Origin of the sequence: Rossellomorea sp. GCM10028870 (assembly GCF_042666755.1) — a bacterium.
GTDB lineage: Bacteria > Bacillota > Bacilli > Bacillales > Bacillaceae_B > Rossellomorea.
Window position 1 is genome coordinate 930,443 of sequence record NZ_JBHTGN010000001.1, and the last position, 18,566, is coordinate 949,008.

Sequence of the window (18,566 nt, forward strand, 5' to 3'; positions counted from 1 at the left end):
TGAAATCCTACAAAATGGGCACAATGGAAAGCTGAATAGACGATTCAGTCGAAAACGATCTTTCTCGTTAGGAGGAAATGAAATGAAGAAGAAAGTAATAGTAGTAGGAGGCGGCTTGGGAGGTATGTCAACAGCCATCCGTCTTGCCTCAGAAGGATATGACGTTACGATTGTTGAAAAAGGGGAAAGACTTGGCGGAAAATTAAATAAAAGAAAAGGAAAAGGCTTTTCTTTCGATACAGGACCTTCCATCCTTACGATGCCATGGGTACTGGAGAAAGTATTTGCTCATGCGGACCGTGATCTTAATGATTATGTAGATATCATCAGAGTGGATCCGGGCTGGAGGACATTTTTTGAAGATGGAAGGGTCCTTGATGTTTCTTCGGATCTCCCGACCATGTTAGAAGAAATGAAGAAGACATCCACAGAGGATGCGAATAACTTCTTTAACTATTTAAGCTACTGTGGAAAAATGTATGAACTTACAATGAAAAGTTTCTATAAAAAGAGCATCAATGGCTTGCAAGACTTGCGCACGATGCATCCGGTCAAAGAATTACTGCAAATGGATCCAATGAAATCCATGGATGCTGCAAATCGTAAATTCATTAAAGACAAGCATCTACAGCAGCTATTTAACTTCCTTATCATGTACGTAGGGTCTTCGCCTTACCATGCACCAGCCATCATGTCACAGCTTACCCATGTTCAGTTAGGTCTTGGAGTCCATTACGTAAAAGGCGGAATGTACAAAATTGCTGAGGCAATGGCCAAGGTGTTGGAGGAACTCAATGTAGAGGTCCGCTTAAATTGTGAAGTTGAAGATATACTTACATCAGGCAGCCGTGCTGAAGGAGTCCGAACAAAAATTGGAGAAGAGCTGATGGCGGACATCGTTGTATCCAACTTAGAGGCCATTCCTTGCTACAAATCCCTCTTAGCTGATTATCATGAATCTTCTAAGGAAGTCGATGAATTAAGCAAATTTGCTCCAACGGTTTCAGGACTGGTGCTGCTACTCGGGGTAGATCGTAAATATGATCACCTCGCTCACCATAATTTCTTTTTCAGTAAGGATCCAAAAAAAGAATTCAGACAGATCTTCGATGAGCAAAAGCTTTCTGACGATCCGACGATTTACATCGGCATCTCGTCGAAATCGGATTCCACACAGGCTCCTGAAGGGAAAGAAAACATGTTTGTGTTAACACATGTGCCTCCATTAAAAGAGGGGGAAGATTGGGCACAATACAAAGAATCTTATCGCCTCAAAGTCCTGGATAAGCTTGAGAAAATGGGCGTAACCAATTTAAGGGATCATATAGAATACGAATATACCTTCACTCCAAACGACATTCAAACCCTTTATGGGGCGAATGGTGGATCGATCTATGGTACTGTCACAGACCGGAAGCTTAACGGCGGTTTCAAGATTCCGAACAAGAGCAGAGTGCTCTCTAATATGTATTTTGTTGGAGGTTCAACCCATCCGGGTGGAGGTGTGCCAATGGTCACGCTTTCTGGACAACTTACGGCGGAATTGATCTTAGATGAACAAGTGAAGGTAAACCGTTTTATAGGATAAAAAAAATATAAGGTGATGGTTTGATGCATGATTACCATCACCTTATATTTTCATTTTCATTCAGAACTATGATTATCCACCGTATCAGAATTATTCACTTTCGCCTCGTCTTCAGCTGGATAGGGATCAAAGAAGTTCACCAGTTTCCCTGGCCCTTCATATCCAACGACTTGCTCTTTATCTTCTTTAACGTGATCATTTTTCTTCATATAAAAACTCCTTTCTGCCAATTAGTTTGGCGAAAGGAGTTTTTTTCATTCTCGGGGAATGATACATTTTTTTAAAGCCCTTAAGCTTTTGGGTTATCCCAATGACTCTCAATAAATTCGTCACGACCGGATTTCGCCCGGTCTTGTTTATATTCATCGGGATTCTTTTTGTAGAACTTTTGATGATATTCTTCTGCCTGGTAGAAGGTTGAGGCAGGTAGGATCTTTGTGACGATTGGATTTTTGAATCGTCCACTTTCTTCTATTTCTTTCTTCGAGTTTTCTGCTAATTGTTTTTGATGATCATTGTGATAGAAAATAGCTGTGCGATACTGGTCACCGCGATCATGGAATTGTCCTCCGTCATCAGTCGGATCAATTTGCGGCCAGTATAGTTCTAATAATCTTTCATAGGGAAAGAGAGCAGGGTCGAAGGTAATTTGAACAGCTTCATAATGTCCGCTGTTACCGGCTTTGATATCCTGATAGGTAGGGTTTTCAAGATGGCCCCCTGAATAACCTGATACGACGTCAATAATACCCGGTAGTTCATCAAATGGTTTTACCATACACCAAAAACAACCCCCGGCAAAAGTAGCGAACTCTTTCTTTTCATTCATTGCGAAAACCTCCTATACATATGCCACTCTAAAGTAGTAAAGCAATAGCTTGAAAAAGATTCTATCATGAAAGGGAGGAAGCGACAATCAATTAGCATCAAAGCTTCTTTGCCTATATGGTTTACTATAAGTGGGCAATTGATAAATCACATAAGCCAAAGCTCTTTTCCTATTCTATAGCCCAGGCATCAACATGCATTATAGAGGTAGATTCAATCATTCTGCAAATTTCCACAAATTCATAAAAATCAATTCACTAACGATGATAACTTGTGTATAATTCATGTGAACGGAACAATTACATATGATACGAGATTAGGTGAAGCGGAAGTTTCGGTAGCAAACTTTTAGCTTCATAATAGGGAAGTTGGTGTAATTCCAACGCGGTCCCGCCACTGTAAATGGAAGTGCGCTGTATGAATGCCACTGTACTAATAGGTATGGGAAGGTGCAGCAAACATTGACCATGAGCCAGGAGACCTGCCTAATGTCTTTCGCACCAAATCTACGCGGATAGAAAGGTGTAATGTGCATGTTTGACGGTATGGAAGCCATTTTTGCATCTTACACAACATCTCTAGTCCCACTAGAGGTGTTTTTTTGTCTGACAATAAGTTCAATTCACAGGGGGAAAAAACATGAAACACTTCAAAATCATTTTCGCACTATTATTATCTTTAGGGATCCTCTCAGCATGCGGTGCTGATGGTGAAAATGTAGAAAAGGGAAAAGGTAATGGAGAAGTCACTAAGGGACAATCTGATTTCCCTTTGTCGGTAAGCGACGCTCTTAGTAATAAAGTTACGCTGGAAGAGCAACCTAAGCATATTGTTTCATTGATTCCAAGCAACACAGAAATCTTATTCGAGTTAGGGTTGAATAAGGAAATTGTGGGGGTTTCAGATTTTGATAATTATCCAAAAGAAGCGGCGGAGAAAGAAAAAATAGGTGGAATGGAATTTAACGTTGAGAAGATTATCAGTCTGAATCCGGATTTGGTTCTCGCTCATGAGTCCACTGCTGTTTCGGCAGAAGAGGGGTTAGAACAGCTTCGAGGTGCAGGGGTAAAGGTATATATCGTACGTGATGCCCATAACTTTGAGGAAGTATACACCACGATGGAAAACATCGGCACATTGGTCGGCAAGAAAGATGAAGCTGAATCCATCATTTCGGAGATGAAAGCTGATCTAGAATCCATTAAGGAAAAAGTCAGTGGTGTCTCCGAAAAGAAAAAAGTGTATATAGAGGTGTCACCTTCGCCTGACATATATTCTACAGGTAAAAATACATTCATCGATCAAATGCTATCACTTGTAAATGCCGAAAATGTGATGAGTGATCAAGAGGGATGGATCCAAGTAAACCAGGAAGCAGTCATCGCATCAAATCCAGACATCATCATTACAACATATGGTTACTACAGCGAAAATCCTAAAGAACAAGTGATGGGCCGGGAAGGATGGAAAGACGTGAGTGCTGTGAAAAATGAGGAAGTTCATGACGTACATTCTGACCTGGTCACACGTACTGGCCCAAGACTGGTTGAAGGAGTAGAGGAAATTGCAAAGTCGATCTATCCGGAGTTATTTACAGAATAAAATATGGATAACATACGGATTGGCAGTATCGTTTTTACTATTCGCTCTTCTTGCCGGTATATCGATTGGAACCATTCCGGTGCCGCCGAAGGACATTTTGTACATCGTCGGAGCTAAATGGTTAGGATACCATTTACCAGAAGAGATTGATCCGATGTTTACAAACATTGTCTTTTCAATTAGATTACCCAGAGTATTATTGGCACTTTTGGTTGGAAGCTCCTTAGCAATCGCAGGAGCTTCTTTTCAAGGACTTTTGCGCAACCCGCTGGCGGATCCGTATACATTGGGTGTGTCTTCAGGAGCATCAGTCGGAGCTGTTATTACATTGTTTTTTAATTGGAGCATTCCGTTCATTGGTAAGTTTACGCTTCCTTTTCTCAGTATTCTTTGTTCGATTATTACCGTGTTCCTCGTATTATGGTTTGCGCAAAAAGTTGAAAGAACAATGAAGGTAGAAACAATCATATTAACAGGAATTATTTTCAGCTCTTTTTTAGGGTCCTTTATTTCCTTAATGATCGCCCTAACTGGAGAAGAATTAAGGCAAATCATTGGTTGGCTTCTTGGAAGTGTATCCATGAGAGGGTGGGATTACATTGCGATTATATTCCCGTTTTTCCTTATTGGAGTGATTTTGTTGTTTTTTAATAGCAAGGAACTGAATGGCATGAGTTTTGGTGAAGAACAAGCCCATCATATCGGGATATCCGTACAAAAGAGAAAACTGCTCATCTTAATTGCAGGAAGTATCCTGACAGGAGCGGCTGTCGCCGTTTCAGGTACGATCGGATTTGTTGGTCTTGTGGTCCCTCATTTTCTACGGAGGATGGTAGGGCATGATCATAAGCATTTACTTCCTTTGTCTATCATAGTAGGCGGAGGCTTTCTCGTTCTGGCGGATCTTATCTCGAGAACCATCATTGCACCCACAGAACTTCCAATCGGAGTGATAACATCCCTAATCGGTGCCCCCATGTTTGCTTATATTCTCCTAAAGAAAAGAGGTCTTTCATCATGATTGATATAAACGGGGTGACTGTTGGATACAACGATAAAAAAATCGTGGAAGACATGAATTTTCATATAGATAAAGGAGAATTCTTTGGGATTCTTGGACCTAACGGCAGTGGAAAGACGACGCTGTTAAAAGCCATGACGGGTCTGCTTCCATTAATGGATGGAACCATCACGTTAAAAGGAAAAAAACTGCATCATTTTTCTTCAAGGGATTTAGCAACACAGTTAGCGGTACTTCCTCAGATATCGACAGAATCCTTCTCCTATGAAGTGAGGGAAACGGTTATGCTTGGGAGATATGCTCACCAGAAAGGTTTTTTTAAAGGAACGACTGAACGTGATGTTGAAATCGTAGAGAGGGTAATGAACCAAACGGGCATTACGTCCTTTCAGCACCGCTACCTTCATGAATTGTCAGGGGGAGAACGGCAGCGGGTGTTCCTAGCACAGGCTCTGGCTCAGGAACCACAGGTCCTGTTGCTTGATGAACCTACTAATCATCTTGATCTATCGTATCAGAAATCACTATTGGATTTAATCAAGAATCAAACGGTACACGAAAAATTAACGGTAATCGCGATCTTTCATGATTTAAATTTAGCAAGTTTATACTGTGATCGCTTACTTCTCTTAGACAAAGGAAGAACCAAACTTCTCCACCACCCGGAAGAGGTTCTGAAAGAGAAACATATAGAAGAGGTGTATCATACAAAGGTTCAAAAACAGGCTCATCCTTTAGTGGCAAAACCTCAAATGGTAATCGTTCCTGAGGAGAGTGCGACAGAGAACTTTGTGTTAGATGAAAGTTACCTAAACGTGAAGGAAGAATACATACATTTCTCTGCCCCTTATCCATTAAAATGCATGTCCTCAGGGATTATTGGTGCAGGAATAGGCTGGTACAAGCACTTTATCAATCGTAAAGTCCCTGCAGATTATGACTGCCCGGATTATCAAGAGGATATGAAAGAATTTCTTGTTCAAAGGAACCTGGATCCCTCATTGTCTGTAGGCATGATGACGGCTCTTCCTTTAAATAATATGGTATGTGATCATTTCGAAGTTCAGGGGCATTCCATATTCGTTGTGGTGACAGCAGGTATCGGGAATGCGATTGATATCTCTACAAGTTATCAATTTGATATAGATACAAGGCCAGGCACGATTAATATGTGGGTGTTCCTAAATGGGAATCTATCAGATGAAGCATATATTGAAGCCCTTGTAACTTCAACAGAAGCGAAAGTGAGAGCCCTTCACGACATGAATGTGAGGGACAGACGAACAGGTCAGCTTGCAACCGGGACACCGACCGACAGTATTTTGATTGCCTCCAGTCAAAAAGGTGAGCTGGAACCCTTTGCCGGGCCGATTACGCCGATAGGGAAGTTGATTGGGCGCGGTGTGTATGAGGTAACGAAAAAAGCCATTCAACGCTATTTGGATCAAACATAGTAGAATTATTTCAACGACAGGGTGATTGTGGAGAGGGGGAGTCGACTTGGGAACCCTATATTTTATTACCGGAGGGGTTAGAAGTGGCAAAAGCTCTTTTGCTGAAAAATGGGCAATAGAGATGAAAAAGTCAAACGTTCCATTGGTCTATCTTGCTTGTGGTGTGAACACTGACAGGGAGATGGAGCAAAGAATCTTGAAACACCAGCAGGACCGGCAAGCGTCTGCTGGTGAATGGAGGACGATTGAATGTCCCGATTCGATTGAATGGATAGTCAACCACATACCTCAACACTCCGTTGTTCTGTTAGACTGCCTCACGACTCTTTTAACAAATGAGATGTATGGTAATGGAGATGGGAAAGGTCAGAATATAGAAGAGAAAATCTATCAGTCTATCATACAGTTACTAAATAGAGTAAATGTACTGATCCTGGTTAGTAATGAATTGGTTTCTGACCTTCCAATTGATTCAAACGATCTTCTTACTTTCCAGAAACGACTTGGTGCATTACATATAAGAATGGTGAAGAAAGCATGTGTGGCGATTGAAATGACGGCGGGAATCCCTATTGTGAAAAAGAGGGGTCACAATGAGGAAGGACGGTTGCCTCATGATCCTATTTAAAAGCTTTCTCCTGAACCTGCAGTTTTTTACAATTCTGCCGATTCGAAAAGAATTCTCAATAGGGAATAGGGAAATGAAATGGATGGTCCGTACATTTCCACTGCTGGGTTTATTTGTAGGTGCGATTCTTCTAGGAGGATATGTTTTTTTGAATGCTTTTACCCACATAAGCTCTTTAGGAATATCATTCTATATTTGGGTAATGCCAATCGTATTAACGGGTGGTATCCATTTAGATGGTTATATGGATGCAAGTGATGCCTTTTTTTCCTATAGAGATAGGGAGAAGCGATTAGACATCATGAAAGACCCGAGGGTAGGTGCCTTTGGCGTTTTGTCACTGGCGGTATTGCTTTCATCACGGTTTATATTTATTTATGAAACCATCCTTCAAACCCATTCCACTATTTTGATTGGTATGGTCCTTGTGTCGATTCCCTTTTTAAGTCGAATGATGATGGGGGCGGGTCTAATTCTTATCCCTCCAGCCCAGGCGTCAGGAATGGGATACGGTTTCAGTAAGAATGTGACGGGTTATGATCTTATTTGGATTGTTTCTGGTTTATTACTGGGTGGAGTCGGCAGCTACTTTTTAAATTGCTTTTATTTTTATGCTTTATTTACCCTGGTGACGTTTGCTTTATTCTGCTTTGTTTATTCTAGATCCATCAAATGGTTTGGCGGTATGACCGGCGATACAATCGGGGGCAGTGTAGAGGGGGTGGAGTTGTTTTTATGGATGACTATATGGTTATTGCATGTATTCGCCATGGTTTAACAGAGGAAAATGAGAAAGGGAAATACCTCGGCTGGACCAATTCCAGTTTATCTCGAAAAGGAATCGAATTACTTAAAAGTCGAAATACTTTTTTTCAAGAGTATGAACGATGCTTTTCGAGTGATCTAAACCGCTGTTTAGAAACCGCTCATTTTCTGTTTCCTCATGCTCCATTGATCTCTTCATCCCTTTTAAGAGAGATACACTTTGGAGGCTGGGAAGGTTTAACCTATGAGAGCTTAAAGGATGACGATGTTTATCAAGAATGGTTAATGGACCCATCCATTTCTCCACCAAATGGAGAAGGGATAGAACAATTTGGAAAACGAGTCGATTTAGCCTGGGCACAGATCGTAGCTCAGATAGAAGAGCACAATGGAAAGAGGTACGCCGTTATTACTCATGGCGGAGTCATTCGACACCTATTAACTTCTTTATCTCCCAGACATGTTCACAGAACGTTTTGGGAGTGGAAGGTCAACCATGGAGAAGGGTATGAAATGGTATGGAAGACAGAAAGTGATTGGAGGAATCAAACATGTACTTCATTACGGGAGGTTCCTTTAATGGGAAAAGCATATGGGTGAAAAACCATTTTAATCTTAAAGAAACTGATACAACCTGGATTCCATTATTTAGTGGAGAAAGGTTTCATTTGGATGATATCAACTTTTCAAACTCTGTCATCGTAATAGAGGGACTTGAGTATGGGATTCGATCAACTATTTTAAATAATGAGCCTGAAGTCAGAAAGTCTTATGCAATTCTGATGCAAACCTTACAACAGTGGGAAGAAGAAGACCCTGATCGCAGAGTGATCTGGATAGGTTCAGAGGTCGGGAAAGGAATTGTCCCGATGGAAAAGCTGTCCAGGGAATGGCGGGATATGACAGGATGGGTTTATCAAGATCTGGCGAAAATTTCTCGAGAAGTATGGCTGGTTTGGTACGGGCTTGCTACATCATTAAAAGGATAAAGGAGAGGGTAGGTATGCAGCTTTACACAAGAACTGGTGATAAAGGTCAGACGAGTTTAATCGGTGGAAGAGTAGATAAAGATGATATTCGTGTCGAAGCATATGGTACATTAGATGAAGTCAATTCATTCGTTGGACAAGCCATTTCTGAACTTCATGATGAGCGTTTTACAGATTTGTTAGAGGATCTTGAGACGATTCAGCATGAGCTCTTTGATTGCGGAGGTGATCTATCCAACGTTTCTAAAAATAAAACGATCAAGCTTCAGTCCCAATCCGTCCAGGCGTTGGAAGAGAAGATTGATCGCTTCACTAAGGAAGCGCCCCCTCTGGAAAAATTCATTTTACCAGGTGGTGTGAAAGCCTCTTCAAGTATTCATATTGCGAGAACGGTTACAAGAAGAGCAGAGAGAATCATGGTTTCGCTTTCAAAAACGGACGAGGACTTTCCCATTGTGACATTGCAGTATATCAATCGATTATCCGACTACTTTTTTGCCTTAGCACGTGTGATCAATTTTCGTTGTAATGTAAAAGATGTTGAATATATTCGCAGCGCAAACGTATTTTCAACAGGTAAAGTTCAGAAAAAAAATGAATAGTAATCTAAGGACTCTTTTAATACTTTCCTTGTTTATGGCTTTTTCTGCGATCGGTGGAATGGTAAAGATACCTGCTGTAATTGGGACCATTGCTTTAGATAGTATGCCTGCACTATTAATTGCATCCCTTTACAATCGGAGATGGGGTGCAATCGTTGCAGGGGGAGGACACTTGCTATCAAGCTTATACGTTGGATTCCCGCTGGGACCGCTTCATGTTCTCATTGCTATTGAAATGGCCTTCTTCGTATGGATATTTGGATATGTGTTTTCGAAGGGTAAACGTGTACTTGCAGCCATCCTGTTTCTTATAGGAAACGGGGTACTGGCAGGGATTCCATTTATATTTATCCTGAGTCCTTCTTTTTATTACACCATTGTTCCATCCTTATTATTGGCCAGTTTCATTAATTTGACGATTGCCCACTTCCTGTACCCTCCTCTTGTTTCAAGAATTAGAAGGGGAGAAATCGCATGATTCAACATCGGGATGTTATATCCATATCGATCTCAGATGAAGAAGAGCTGATCCTGGCATCAGATTGCAGCGGAGGGATAGGAAGCAAAAAAGGGGATGCGGTCATTGCTGAACCGGAGACTGTGGGGTATTACTGCTTTCGTGTAGCAGCGATGGAATGCTTATCCGTGGGAGCAACCCTAAAAGCTGTTCAAGTATTGAACTTTACGAGTAATTCTGCATGGGAGAGTTATTATAGTGGTGTGAAGAAAGGTTTGAGTGAATTAAACATAGAGGATATTCCCATAACGGGAAGCTCTGAATCGAATATCGTTCTACATCAATCTGCTCTTGGAGTTACTTGTATTGGGATGAGAAAAAAAGAGAGACCTTTTACCTCTTGTCATAACCTTGCTCATGCCCTTATCGGAACGCCATTAGTAGGAAATGAAGTAATCACAAATGTTGCTTCTGTTGCCCCTCTATCCCTGTTCATGGACTGTATACACCACCCTTCCATCATCGATATTCTGCCAGTGGGCTCCAAAGGCGTTTTTCATGAACTTTCTCTCTTATTGGGGAAGCCTTTAAAAAGAGAGGGTGTTACCTCTATTCAAGACTTGTATAAATCTAGCGGACCTTCTACTTCATTTATCATTTCTTACAAGAAAGAGGATGAACATGATGTACTAGAACTTACCGGGAGGCATTTTCATTCACTACATTTATCATGCTAGGAACAAATAAATACTTTTTAGGATATTTATGATAAAATATACTTTCAAATGGTATGGAGAAATATGTTAGTTTATCCAGCATTCTGCGATTGTCAATTGTATTTGGATAGAGTACTATTTCATACTATCATCAGTAATTCATGAATGTCATAAAAGTAGGTGAAGAAATGGATTCACGATTAGATCGCAAGAGTAGAAAGAAAAAACGAGGAAGAAAAGTGATATTGGTATTATTATTACTTATCTTTAGCTTGCTCGGTTATGCTGCTTATCAATTTTATAGTGGATATAAAATGGCTGGAAACGACCAGCTTCAAGGAGATTATAAATTTAACGGAGTCAAAGATGAAAACGGTAAGGTTAATGTTTTGTTATTAGGAGTCGATAGCAGGGGCGAGGAAAAATCAAGAACCGACACGATGATGCTCGCACAGATTGATCCAAAAACAAATGAAACCAAACTTGTTTCCTTTATGAGAGATATCTATGTTGAAATACCCGGATATAAAAACTACAAGCTGAATACAGCTTTTTATTTAGGTGGACCCGAATTACTCAGGAAAACCATCAAACACAATTTTGACATTGATATACAATATTTTATGGTGGTCGACTTTAAGGGGTTTGAACAATCCGTTGATATACTTGCTCCTGAAGGTATTGAAATGGATGTTGAAAAGGCGATGTCAGAAAACATCGGTGTTTCCCTCCAGCCGGGTGTCCAAAATTTAAATGGGAAAGAATTATTAGGATATGCCAGGTTCCGTGCTGATGCAGAGGGGGACTTTGGAAGGGTTGAAAGACAGCAAAAAGTCATTAACGCTCTTAAAGATGAGGTACTCTCAATAGGCGGCGTCACAAAACTTCCGAAAATGGCAGGATCCATTCAACCCTATATTAAGACGAATATGAGTAAGCTAGATCAGATTTCCATCGCAAAGGATATCTTATTGAGTAACACGAGTGATATGGATAAGCTCACCATTCCAGTTGAAGGTAGTTATGGTTTTGGAAGCTATAGCGGTGTAGGATCAGTACTTGAAATCGATTTTGAAGAAAACACCAAAGCACTAAAAGACTTCCTAAATGGAAAAAGCTCGGATGAAGCTGCAACTGAATGAATTCGTAAAGCCCGTTAAGCTGGTAAATGGCTTAACGGGTTTTTTTGTACAAATGGAAGAAAGAATACGTTCCTAACAGTCTTCATCATAAAAAATATTGATGCCAATTCAAGTGGAGGCAGAATTTGAAATTCTGATTATACGCTCTCTGAGCCAATATATGGCCTTTAGAAGGAATCTGACTAACATAAATGGTGATGATAACGCTTCCACTAGCTATTTCGGCCAATTCCTTACTACTTCCTATATTGCCCTTGATATCATTTACCAGCATGTTACGATAATAAACGTTGTGAACAAAACACACGCCAACAAAGGTTTTTAGAGACATGAACCAGGAAATTTAACAACAAACAATCCTTTATATTAATACTAAATTTAAAAATGAATGCACGATTAAAAACCAAACAGAAAATATACGAACAGGAGTGGATATGATTGTTAAAACATAAAACGATTGCTTTTTTAGGTGCAGGAAATATGGCTGAAGCTATGATTTCAGGAACTGTACAAAGTGGAAAAATCCCATCCGGACAAATTATTGTTTCAAATCGAAGCAATCAAGGAAGACTTCAGGAAATGAAAGCCAAATACGATATAACAGCTTTAACAAAAGATGATCTACCCTTTAATGAAATAGATATTCTTATTCTGGCGATGAAACCGAAGGATATTGATAAAGCATTAGATTCCATTAATCACTTAGTAAGGAACGATACGGTGATTATGTCAGTGCTTGCAGGAATCACCACTTCTCATATGGAAGAGCAACTACCAGCAGGGCAGCCTGTTATCCGGGTCATGCCAAATACGTCAAGTATGTTGAAAGAATCTGCTACAGCCATAAGTGCAGGGCGTTTTACTTCTAGAGAAGACATGGAGAATGCAGAAGAATTATTATCAAGCATCGGAGAAGTTTTCGTTATCGAAGAAAGCCAAATGGACATTTTCACTGGAATTGCCGGTAGTGGTCCAGCATACTTCTATTATTTAATGGAACACATTGAAAAGACGGGTGCTGAAGCAGGATTAGACCCTAAATTAGCTCGTAAAATCGGAGCTCAAACCATTTTCGGCGCAGCTAAAATGATGCTTGAGCGAGAAGAATCACCAACTCAACTTAGAGAAAATGTAACATCCCCAAATGGTACTACAGCTGCAGGACTTGATGCATTAGCAGAGTTCGGCGGAGGTAAGGCTATCTCAGAAGCTGTCAAGGGAGCAGAAAAACGTTCGAAAGAGATCAGCTCATCCTTACAGTCCAAACAATTAGTAACTAGCTAAAACAAACATCGACTATTAAACACCCCATATAAACATTACCAACCAAACAAGAAATACAAGTCCGTCCCTACACACATAAAGAGGGGCGAGGGACGGACCTTTTTACTAGGAGTGATTGAATGTCCCAAAATAATCAGAAGAAACGTATCGTAATTAAGATTGGAAGTAGTTCATTAACAAGCTTGCATGGAGAAATGAGTCGCAGGAAGCTGGAGCGACTTGTTGATGAAGTTGTTCGATTAAAGGATGACGGTCATGAAGTATTGCTTGTTTCATCAGGAGCCGTCGCTGCGGGCTATCGTAAATTAGGATGCTTAACACGCCCAAGCTCTCTTCCCGAGAAGCAGGCAGCAGCAGCTATTGGCCAAGGACTATTGATTGAAGCGTATTCTGATCTGTTAATCTCCAACGGATACGTGGCTTCTCAAATTCTGATCACTCGTAGTGATTTTTCTGATGAAGACCGATACAACAATGCAAGAAACACAATCAATGTTCTTCTTGAACGAGGGATTATTCCGATTGTAAATGAAAATGATACCGTAACGATCGACCGATTGAAATTTGGAGATAATGATACACTATCTGCTAAAGTTGCGGCATTAGTGGATGCTGATCAACTCATCATTCTATCTGACATTGATGGATTATATGATTCTGATCCACGCAAAAATCCAGATGCTGAACTGTTAGAAAGCGTAACGGAAATTACTGAAGATATCGAAGACATGGCAGGAGAGCCTGGAAGTTCTGTAGGAACAGGTGGAATGAGATCCAAAATCGATGCATTTAAGATCACAATGGCTTCTGGAATTCCTGCGTTTCTAGGTAAATCAGGCAACTCAAATGTTATTTACGATGCTGTCCAACATACTGCTAAAGGAACGTACTTTGAATCTGCAGAAGATTCCGTAAACCTTGATTCCAAAAAGCAGTGGATTGCGTTCAACTCAGGTCCCGAAGGTGAAATCACCATCGACTCAGATGCGAAAGAACGTATTCTGGAACAAAAAGAAAGTTTAACAATTGATGATATTTATACTGTAAAAGGCCGATTTAATAAAGGTGCAGTCGTGCGAATCCTTGATAATCGAAATGAAGAAATTGGTTTGGGAATGGTAAATTTCCGTTCAGGACAACTGAAAAATCCTACAGACATCAAAGCGGATCAAATCGCAGTCGAAATTGACCAACTAGTATGTCATGTCGATTTACCCATTCCAGTAGGAGTATAAAAGAAGGAGTTTGTCTCCTTCTTCCCCTGCACAATCCGGTCGAATTCTTTTTCAAAAAAACAGGAGGTATTTGATGACTTTAACTATAGAAAAAACGGATGTAAAAAAACAAGCGATACTAGCAAAGAAAGCTTCTAAAACATTAAGTATGCTGACTACCGACCAAAAAAATAAAGCCCTTCATATCCTTGCCGATCATTTAGAGGAGAATTACGAATCTATACTAAAACAAAATGAAAAAGACCTTGAAAGAGGGAAAGAAAAGGGCTTCGAAGCTGCATTTATGGATCGTTTATCACTTTCTAAAGAACGTGTTGAAGATTTCGCAAGTGGTCTCCGTCAAGTAGCTGACCTGGAAGATCCCACTGGAAAAGTGGTATCCGATTGGACTCTTGAAAATCAACTGCAAGTTCAAAAAGTAACGGTTCCACTTGGTGTCATTGGAATGATTTATGAAGCACGTCCTAATGTAACGGTTGATGCAACCGGATTAGCACTAAAATCCGGCAATGCCATTGTCCTGAAAGGTGGGTCAAATGCCATTACCTCGAACAAAGCAATTGTGGACGTCATGCATGAAGCACTTGAGAAAACGGATATTCCTAAAGATGCAGTACAATTCATTAATACAACCGATCGAGATGCAACAAGTGAGTTATTCACGATGAAAGAGCATATTGATGTGCTGATTCCCCGCGGTGGAGGTGCATTAATCAATGCTGTCGTTAATAATGCAACTGTACCTGTCCTTGAGACTGGCGTAGGAAACTGTCATATCTATATTGACAAAGAGGCTCAAGTGGATAAAGCATTAAACATCATCATCAATGCAAAAACAGACCGTCCGGCGGTATGTAATGCAGCTGAAACCGTCATCCTGCATGAAGACTGGTTTAAAGAAAATAAGGGTGCATTTGTAGAAAAGCTTAAAGAACACAATGTATCTATTCACGGTGATAAAAAAGTAGTCGAAGCGATTGAAGATGCGAAGCTTGCTGGAGAAGAAGATTGGGCAAATGAATATCTAAGTCTGGATATTGCCGTGAAGATTGTACCTTCTTTGGATGAAGCAGTCGATCACATCGAACAATATGGTACAAAGCATTCAGAAGCCATTGTCACGGAAAACACAGAAACAGCGAAGAAATTCATGATGCTCGTGGATGCAGCCGCTCTCTATCATAATGCTTCCACTCGTTTCACTGATGGAGGAGCGTTAGGATTTGGTGCTGAAATTGGAATCTCTACACAGAAACTTCATGCTAGAGGACCAATGGGGCTACCAGCTTTAACAACCGTTAAGTATATGATGCATGGAACCGGACAAATTCGATAATAAACATGCAAAACGCTTGAGGAAATATTCTCAAGCGTTTTTTCTCTTTTATCAGGGGAAGAAATCTTATCAGAACCCGGAGCTTGTCTCCTCCAATATAAACTCATTCAATCCCCGTATCGTGTGGACTTCTTGCTGATAACAGATTTTTAATAGTTCTTCAAAGATTTCGGCGGTCATGATCGCATCATTTAGAGCATGATGACGGGTCCGTGAGTCGATGTCAAATTTCTTTACAAGGGCGTCCAGGTAACAATCGTCCCGTTCCAGTAATCCATTTGCAAGTGAAAAGGAGTCAACATATTCCGGATTAAATGATGGAAGCTGCCACTTGTAAATGCGTTTCTGAAGAAAATTTATGTCAAAACTAGCAGGATGGGCAACAAGGATGGTACCTTTGCTGTACTCTAAAAATCGCTGCAACCCAATCGGCAGTGTAACTCCATTTAAAAAATCTTTTCTTCTTAGACCAGTAAATCGTTTCGTATCCCTTGACACCGTTTGAAGGGGATTTATGACCTGATAGAACGTGTCATTTCGCTGGACTTTACCTTCCTTGACCTTTACGGCTCCAATTGAGATGATTTCATCTCCCACCTCCGGGAAAAAGCCCGTTGTCTCAAGGTCGAAAATGGTAAAGTCACAATCGAATAAATGCTTTTGTTGAAGCGTGGGTTTTTCCTCTTCAAACTCTTTTAGGGCACGAGATAATTTATGGTAGGAAAGCTTTTCTTTTTCCCGTTTCACTTGAAAGCGAAAGAAAAATTGCTGCCATAAATAATATTTCAGAATGCGGTAACCCACATTAATTCCAATATCATTCATTAAACCACCCGGTTCCTATTAAAACTAATTTCCATCACTTGTTGAAGTCGATTAGCAATTTGGATGGATTCTTTTAATTTCTGACGATCATCTTTTGAAAGAGTACGTACATCAATATCGTTACTTAATGTCTTTCCTTCTTTAAGTTCAAGAAGGTTTTGCTTAGTACGCAGAGTGAGAAGGATATGCATAGCTGTTTTAACATTTTCTGCATCCCTGGGATGAAACGCCTGCATATTTTTCAATGCGTGAACACGTTTAATTGTATTGACTTCCTTGATTCCGTACTTTACAGAATGAATACGTATCATATTGACGATCTGCAAAAGACCTGACTTCTTAATATTAAATAAATGATTTCTGGGTTTCAGGTTCACGCGTCCCAAAGGACCGACAGGAAGCTTGAAGCGAAGGGCATCTTTTCTTAATAGTTGCTGCATATTAAGAGATCGTTTCGATTTTTCCGCTAAATAATTTCGGATTTCTTCAGCGATGGAGTAATCACCGTAAATCGGACGAAAATCATAAAACATTGTAATGTTTTGGACTTCCTGTGCATCTATTTCGTAAAGCCATTCATCAATCGCTTTTTTCCAATCGGTATAGGAACGTTTCCATTTTTGTTCCTTCGCCATGATCCCGCCAGTACATTCAGGAAAACCGCATGCTGCCAGCTTTAAATTGAGTTTTTCAGTAAATGCCTGGAAATACAAATCAACCTTCTTGAGATCGGATAAGTGATTATAATCATCGAGTATGATTCCATTATCCTGATCCGTATGAAAGCCTTGCTCACTCCTGCCTTGACTGCCCATGACGATAAAACAATAATTGATAGGCGCAGATCCGAATCCTTCCTTACGCATTTCTTTTTCAGTTAATTGAATGATTTTTCGGTGCAGGCGATCATTATAGTTTGAGATCACTTCGCAAATATCGTAGCCAAAACTATCCTGGAGGAGTAGATCTTGAATGAACTGTTGAAAAGTCTTACTTTTCACAGTTGCCAGTTCTACCAGTTCGTCGTTCGTAATGGCTTTTTGGATTTTATACGAGAGGTCCAAATAATTTGAATCCTGAATATTGAGAAATGAAGTACTGGTCAGAACTCCCACAACTTCATCGTTGCGGATAATTGGGACAAAGTCGACTTCTTCATGTTTGAAATAAGAAAGGGCTTCATAGGCAAAGGATTCATCACGAATCCAAAACGGTTTTTTCTTCATCCAATCTTTTACTGATTCACTGATACTTGGGTTTGTAATATAAGACAGGATTTCTCGTTGGGTGAGAATGCCTTGCATTTTCTTCTCTGGGTCTACTACCACTAAACCATATGTATCTTCTTCTTTCATCTTTCTTGCTGCGTCCAAAACAGTGGCATTGCCGTCAATGAAAGTGGGGCGATCCATTAGCGTATGGACTTTGGTACGAAAAAGGCTGATATTTTCGTCGTCGGTATCAGTGGCAGACTTCGCTTTTATTTCATCGTACAAAGTTTTCATGCGATTTCCGATACTTTCAAAGATGATTTTTGAAAAGTCATTGTTCTTGGTCATAACCTCCAAGAGCCGGGCCTTCTGAATACGGAAGACGGTGCAATTCTCTATTGCCTGTACGGAAAAGGTCATTTCACCGCTCGTGAGCATAATCATGATCCCGATCAAGTCCCCAGGATAATAGAATCGGAGGGAATACTGCTTGCCACTTGATCGATGCAGAACGTTTTTCGCAAGTCCCGAGACAAGGAAATATATATCCAGTTCTTCTACTGTTTCATCTTCATGAAAAAGGAATTCACCTTTTTTGAAGGTAGTGTATTTAGAACCGGAAATAATGTAATCTAACTGTTCTGTGGTTAGAACATCAAAGGGATAGTGATCTCGTATAATGTGTAATAGTTCCTGCTGGTTCATCGAATACCTCCCATTCTCATTAGTTCCATAGTACTTTACCATAGAATTCCCTATTTTGAAAACGATAAAACAGGCTCGATACTTACATAAAACACCCAGATGCTATAGCTTTATATGTTTATAGTTCTTGGTTATTCTTGCTGAACGAATGGGAAAAGAAAATGGTGTCCCGTCCTTA

At 40.3% G+C, this 18,566-nt stretch carries 19 protein-coding genes and 1 riboswitch; of the genes, 15 read left to right on the forward strand and 4 right to left on the reverse strand.

Annotated elements, in window-relative coordinates; all coding sequences use genetic code 11:
• The first annotated feature begins 82 nt into the window (after positions 1-82).
• Positions 83-1,588, forward strand: coding sequence for a phytoene desaturase family protein (locus ACFQWC_RS04880; RefSeq protein WP_299737391.1), 1,506 nt, complete (start codon positions 83-85; stop codon positions 1,586-1,588).
• Positions 1,589-1,644: 56 nt separating this feature from the next.
• Here the strand turns inward: ACFQWC_RS04880 and ACFQWC_RS04885 are convergent, their stop codons facing one another.
• Together ACFQWC_RS04885 and msrA are read right to left on the reverse strand one after the other, a co-directional pair.
• Entirely contained in the window at positions 1,645-1,797 is a 153-nt protein-coding gene (locus ACFQWC_RS04885) for a hypothetical protein (protein ID WP_299737389.1), read from the reverse strand.
• Positions 1,798-1,877: 80 nt separating this feature from the next.
• A complete protein-coding gene (gene msrA / locus ACFQWC_RS04890; protein WP_299737387.1) occupies positions 1,878-2,417 on the reverse strand; it encodes a peptide-methionine (S)-S-oxide reductase MsrA in 540 nt (179 codons plus the stop codon).
• Between the two features lie 300 nt (positions 2,418-2,717).
• A riboswitch (cobalamin riboswitch) is annotated at positions 2,718-2,919 on the forward strand.
• Between the two features lie 136 nt (positions 2,920-3,055).
• Here msrA and ACFQWC_RS04895 point away from each other — a divergent pair.
• The 14 genes from ACFQWC_RS04895 to ACFQWC_RS04960 all read left to right on the forward strand — a co-directional run bounded on the left by ACFQWC_RS04895 (position 3,056) and on the right by ACFQWC_RS04960 (position 15,647).
• The gene (locus tag ACFQWC_RS04895; RefSeq protein WP_377106286.1) at positions 3,056-4,018 is read left to right on the forward strand and encodes an ABC transporter substrate-binding protein; all 963 of its coding nucleotides are present in this window, start codon (positions 3,056-3,058) and stop codon (positions 4,016-4,018) included.
• On the forward strand, positions 3,981-5,039 hold the full coding sequence (locus tag ACFQWC_RS04900; protein WP_341356456.1) for a FecCD family ABC transporter permease: 1,059 nt from the start codon (positions 3,981-3,983) through the stop codon (positions 5,037-5,039). The genes ACFQWC_RS04895 and ACFQWC_RS04900 overlap by 38 nt, the downstream gene beginning before the upstream one ends.
• Positions 5,036-6,493: an adenosylcobinamide amidohydrolase gene (locus ACFQWC_RS04905; protein ID WP_377106288.1), complete on the forward strand. Its 1,458-nt coding sequence runs from the start codon at positions 5,036-5,038 to the stop codon at positions 6,491-6,493. Before ACFQWC_RS04900 ends, ACFQWC_RS04905 begins: the two co-directional genes overlap by 4 nt.
• Positions 6,494-6,539: 46 nt before the next feature.
• Positions 6,540-7,121, forward strand: a complete 582-nt coding sequence (locus ACFQWC_RS04910) for a bifunctional adenosylcobinamide kinase/adenosylcobinamide-phosphate guanylyltransferase (RefSeq protein WP_341356455.1) — start codon at positions 6,540-6,542, stop codon at positions 7,119-7,121.
• On the forward strand, positions 7,108-7,899 hold the full coding sequence (locus ACFQWC_RS04915; protein ID WP_377106290.1) for an adenosylcobinamide-GDP ribazoletransferase: 792 nt from the start codon (positions 7,108-7,110) through the stop codon (positions 7,897-7,899). Before ACFQWC_RS04910 ends, ACFQWC_RS04915 begins: the two co-directional genes overlap by 14 nt.
• Entirely contained in the window at positions 7,857-8,486 is a 630-nt protein-coding gene (locus ACFQWC_RS04920; protein ID WP_299737376.1) for a histidine phosphatase family protein, read from the forward strand. The genes ACFQWC_RS04915 and ACFQWC_RS04920 overlap by 43 nt, the downstream gene beginning before the upstream one ends.
• Positions 8,438-8,875: a bifunctional adenosylcobinamide kinase/adenosylcobinamide-phosphate guanylyltransferase gene (locus ACFQWC_RS04925; protein WP_377106292.1), complete on the forward strand. Its 438-nt coding sequence runs from the start codon at positions 8,438-8,440 to the stop codon at positions 8,873-8,875. The genes ACFQWC_RS04920 and ACFQWC_RS04925 overlap by 49 nt, the downstream gene beginning before the upstream one ends.
• Before the next feature lie 14 nt (positions 8,876-8,889).
• Complete coding sequence (locus tag ACFQWC_RS04930; protein ID WP_299737372.1) at positions 8,890-9,477, forward strand: cob(I)yrinic acid a,c-diamide adenosyltransferase; 588 nt, start codon at positions 8,890-8,892, stop codon at positions 9,475-9,477.
• The gene (locus ACFQWC_RS04935) at positions 9,470-9,955 is read left to right on the forward strand and encodes an ECF transporter S component (protein ID WP_341356453.1); all 486 of its coding nucleotides are present in this window, start codon (positions 9,470-9,472) and stop codon (positions 9,953-9,955) included. The genes ACFQWC_RS04930 and ACFQWC_RS04935 overlap by 8 nt, the downstream gene beginning before the upstream one ends.
• Positions 9,952-10,671, forward strand: coding sequence for an ATP-binding protein (locus ACFQWC_RS04940; protein ID WP_377106296.1), 720 nt, complete (start codon positions 9,952-9,954; stop codon positions 10,669-10,671). Before ACFQWC_RS04935 ends, ACFQWC_RS04940 begins: the two co-directional genes overlap by 4 nt.
• 167 nt (positions 10,672-10,838) lie before the next feature.
• Positions 10,839-11,792, forward strand: coding sequence for an LCP family protein (locus ACFQWC_RS04945; protein WP_341356452.1), 954 nt, complete (start codon positions 10,839-10,841; stop codon positions 11,790-11,792).
• 438 nt (positions 11,793-12,230) lie between these two features.
• Positions 12,231-13,076 (forward strand): pyrroline-5-carboxylate reductase, encoded by an 846-nt coding sequence (proC, locus tag ACFQWC_RS04950; protein WP_299737363.1) that lies wholly within the window; start codon positions 12,231-12,233, stop codon positions 13,074-13,076.
• 119 nt (positions 13,077-13,195) lie between these two features.
• The gene (gene proB / locus ACFQWC_RS04955; RefSeq protein ID WP_299737361.1) at positions 13,196-14,311 is read left to right on the forward strand and encodes a glutamate 5-kinase; all 1,116 of its coding nucleotides are present in this window, start codon (positions 13,196-13,198) and stop codon (positions 14,309-14,311) included.
• Positions 14,312-14,384: 73 nt separating this feature from the next.
• On the forward strand, positions 14,385-15,647 hold the full coding sequence (locus ACFQWC_RS04960) for a glutamate-5-semialdehyde dehydrogenase (protein ID WP_377106299.1): 1,263 nt from the start codon (positions 14,385-14,387) through the stop codon (positions 15,645-15,647).
• Positions 15,648-15,716: 69 nt separating this feature from the next.
• Here the strand turns inward: ACFQWC_RS04960 and ACFQWC_RS04965 are convergent, their stop codons facing one another.
• On the reverse strand, positions 15,717-16,472 hold the full coding sequence (locus tag ACFQWC_RS04965; protein WP_377106301.1) for a 3'-5' exonuclease: 756 nt from the start codon (positions 16,470-16,472) through the stop codon (positions 15,717-15,719).
• Entirely contained in the window at positions 16,472-18,388 is a 1,917-nt protein-coding gene (locus ACFQWC_RS04970; protein ID WP_377106303.1) for a DUF294 nucleotidyltransferase-like domain-containing protein, read from the reverse strand. Before ACFQWC_RS04970 ends, ACFQWC_RS04965 begins: the two co-directional genes overlap by 1 nt.
• Positions 18,389-18,566 lie beyond the last annotated feature (178 nt).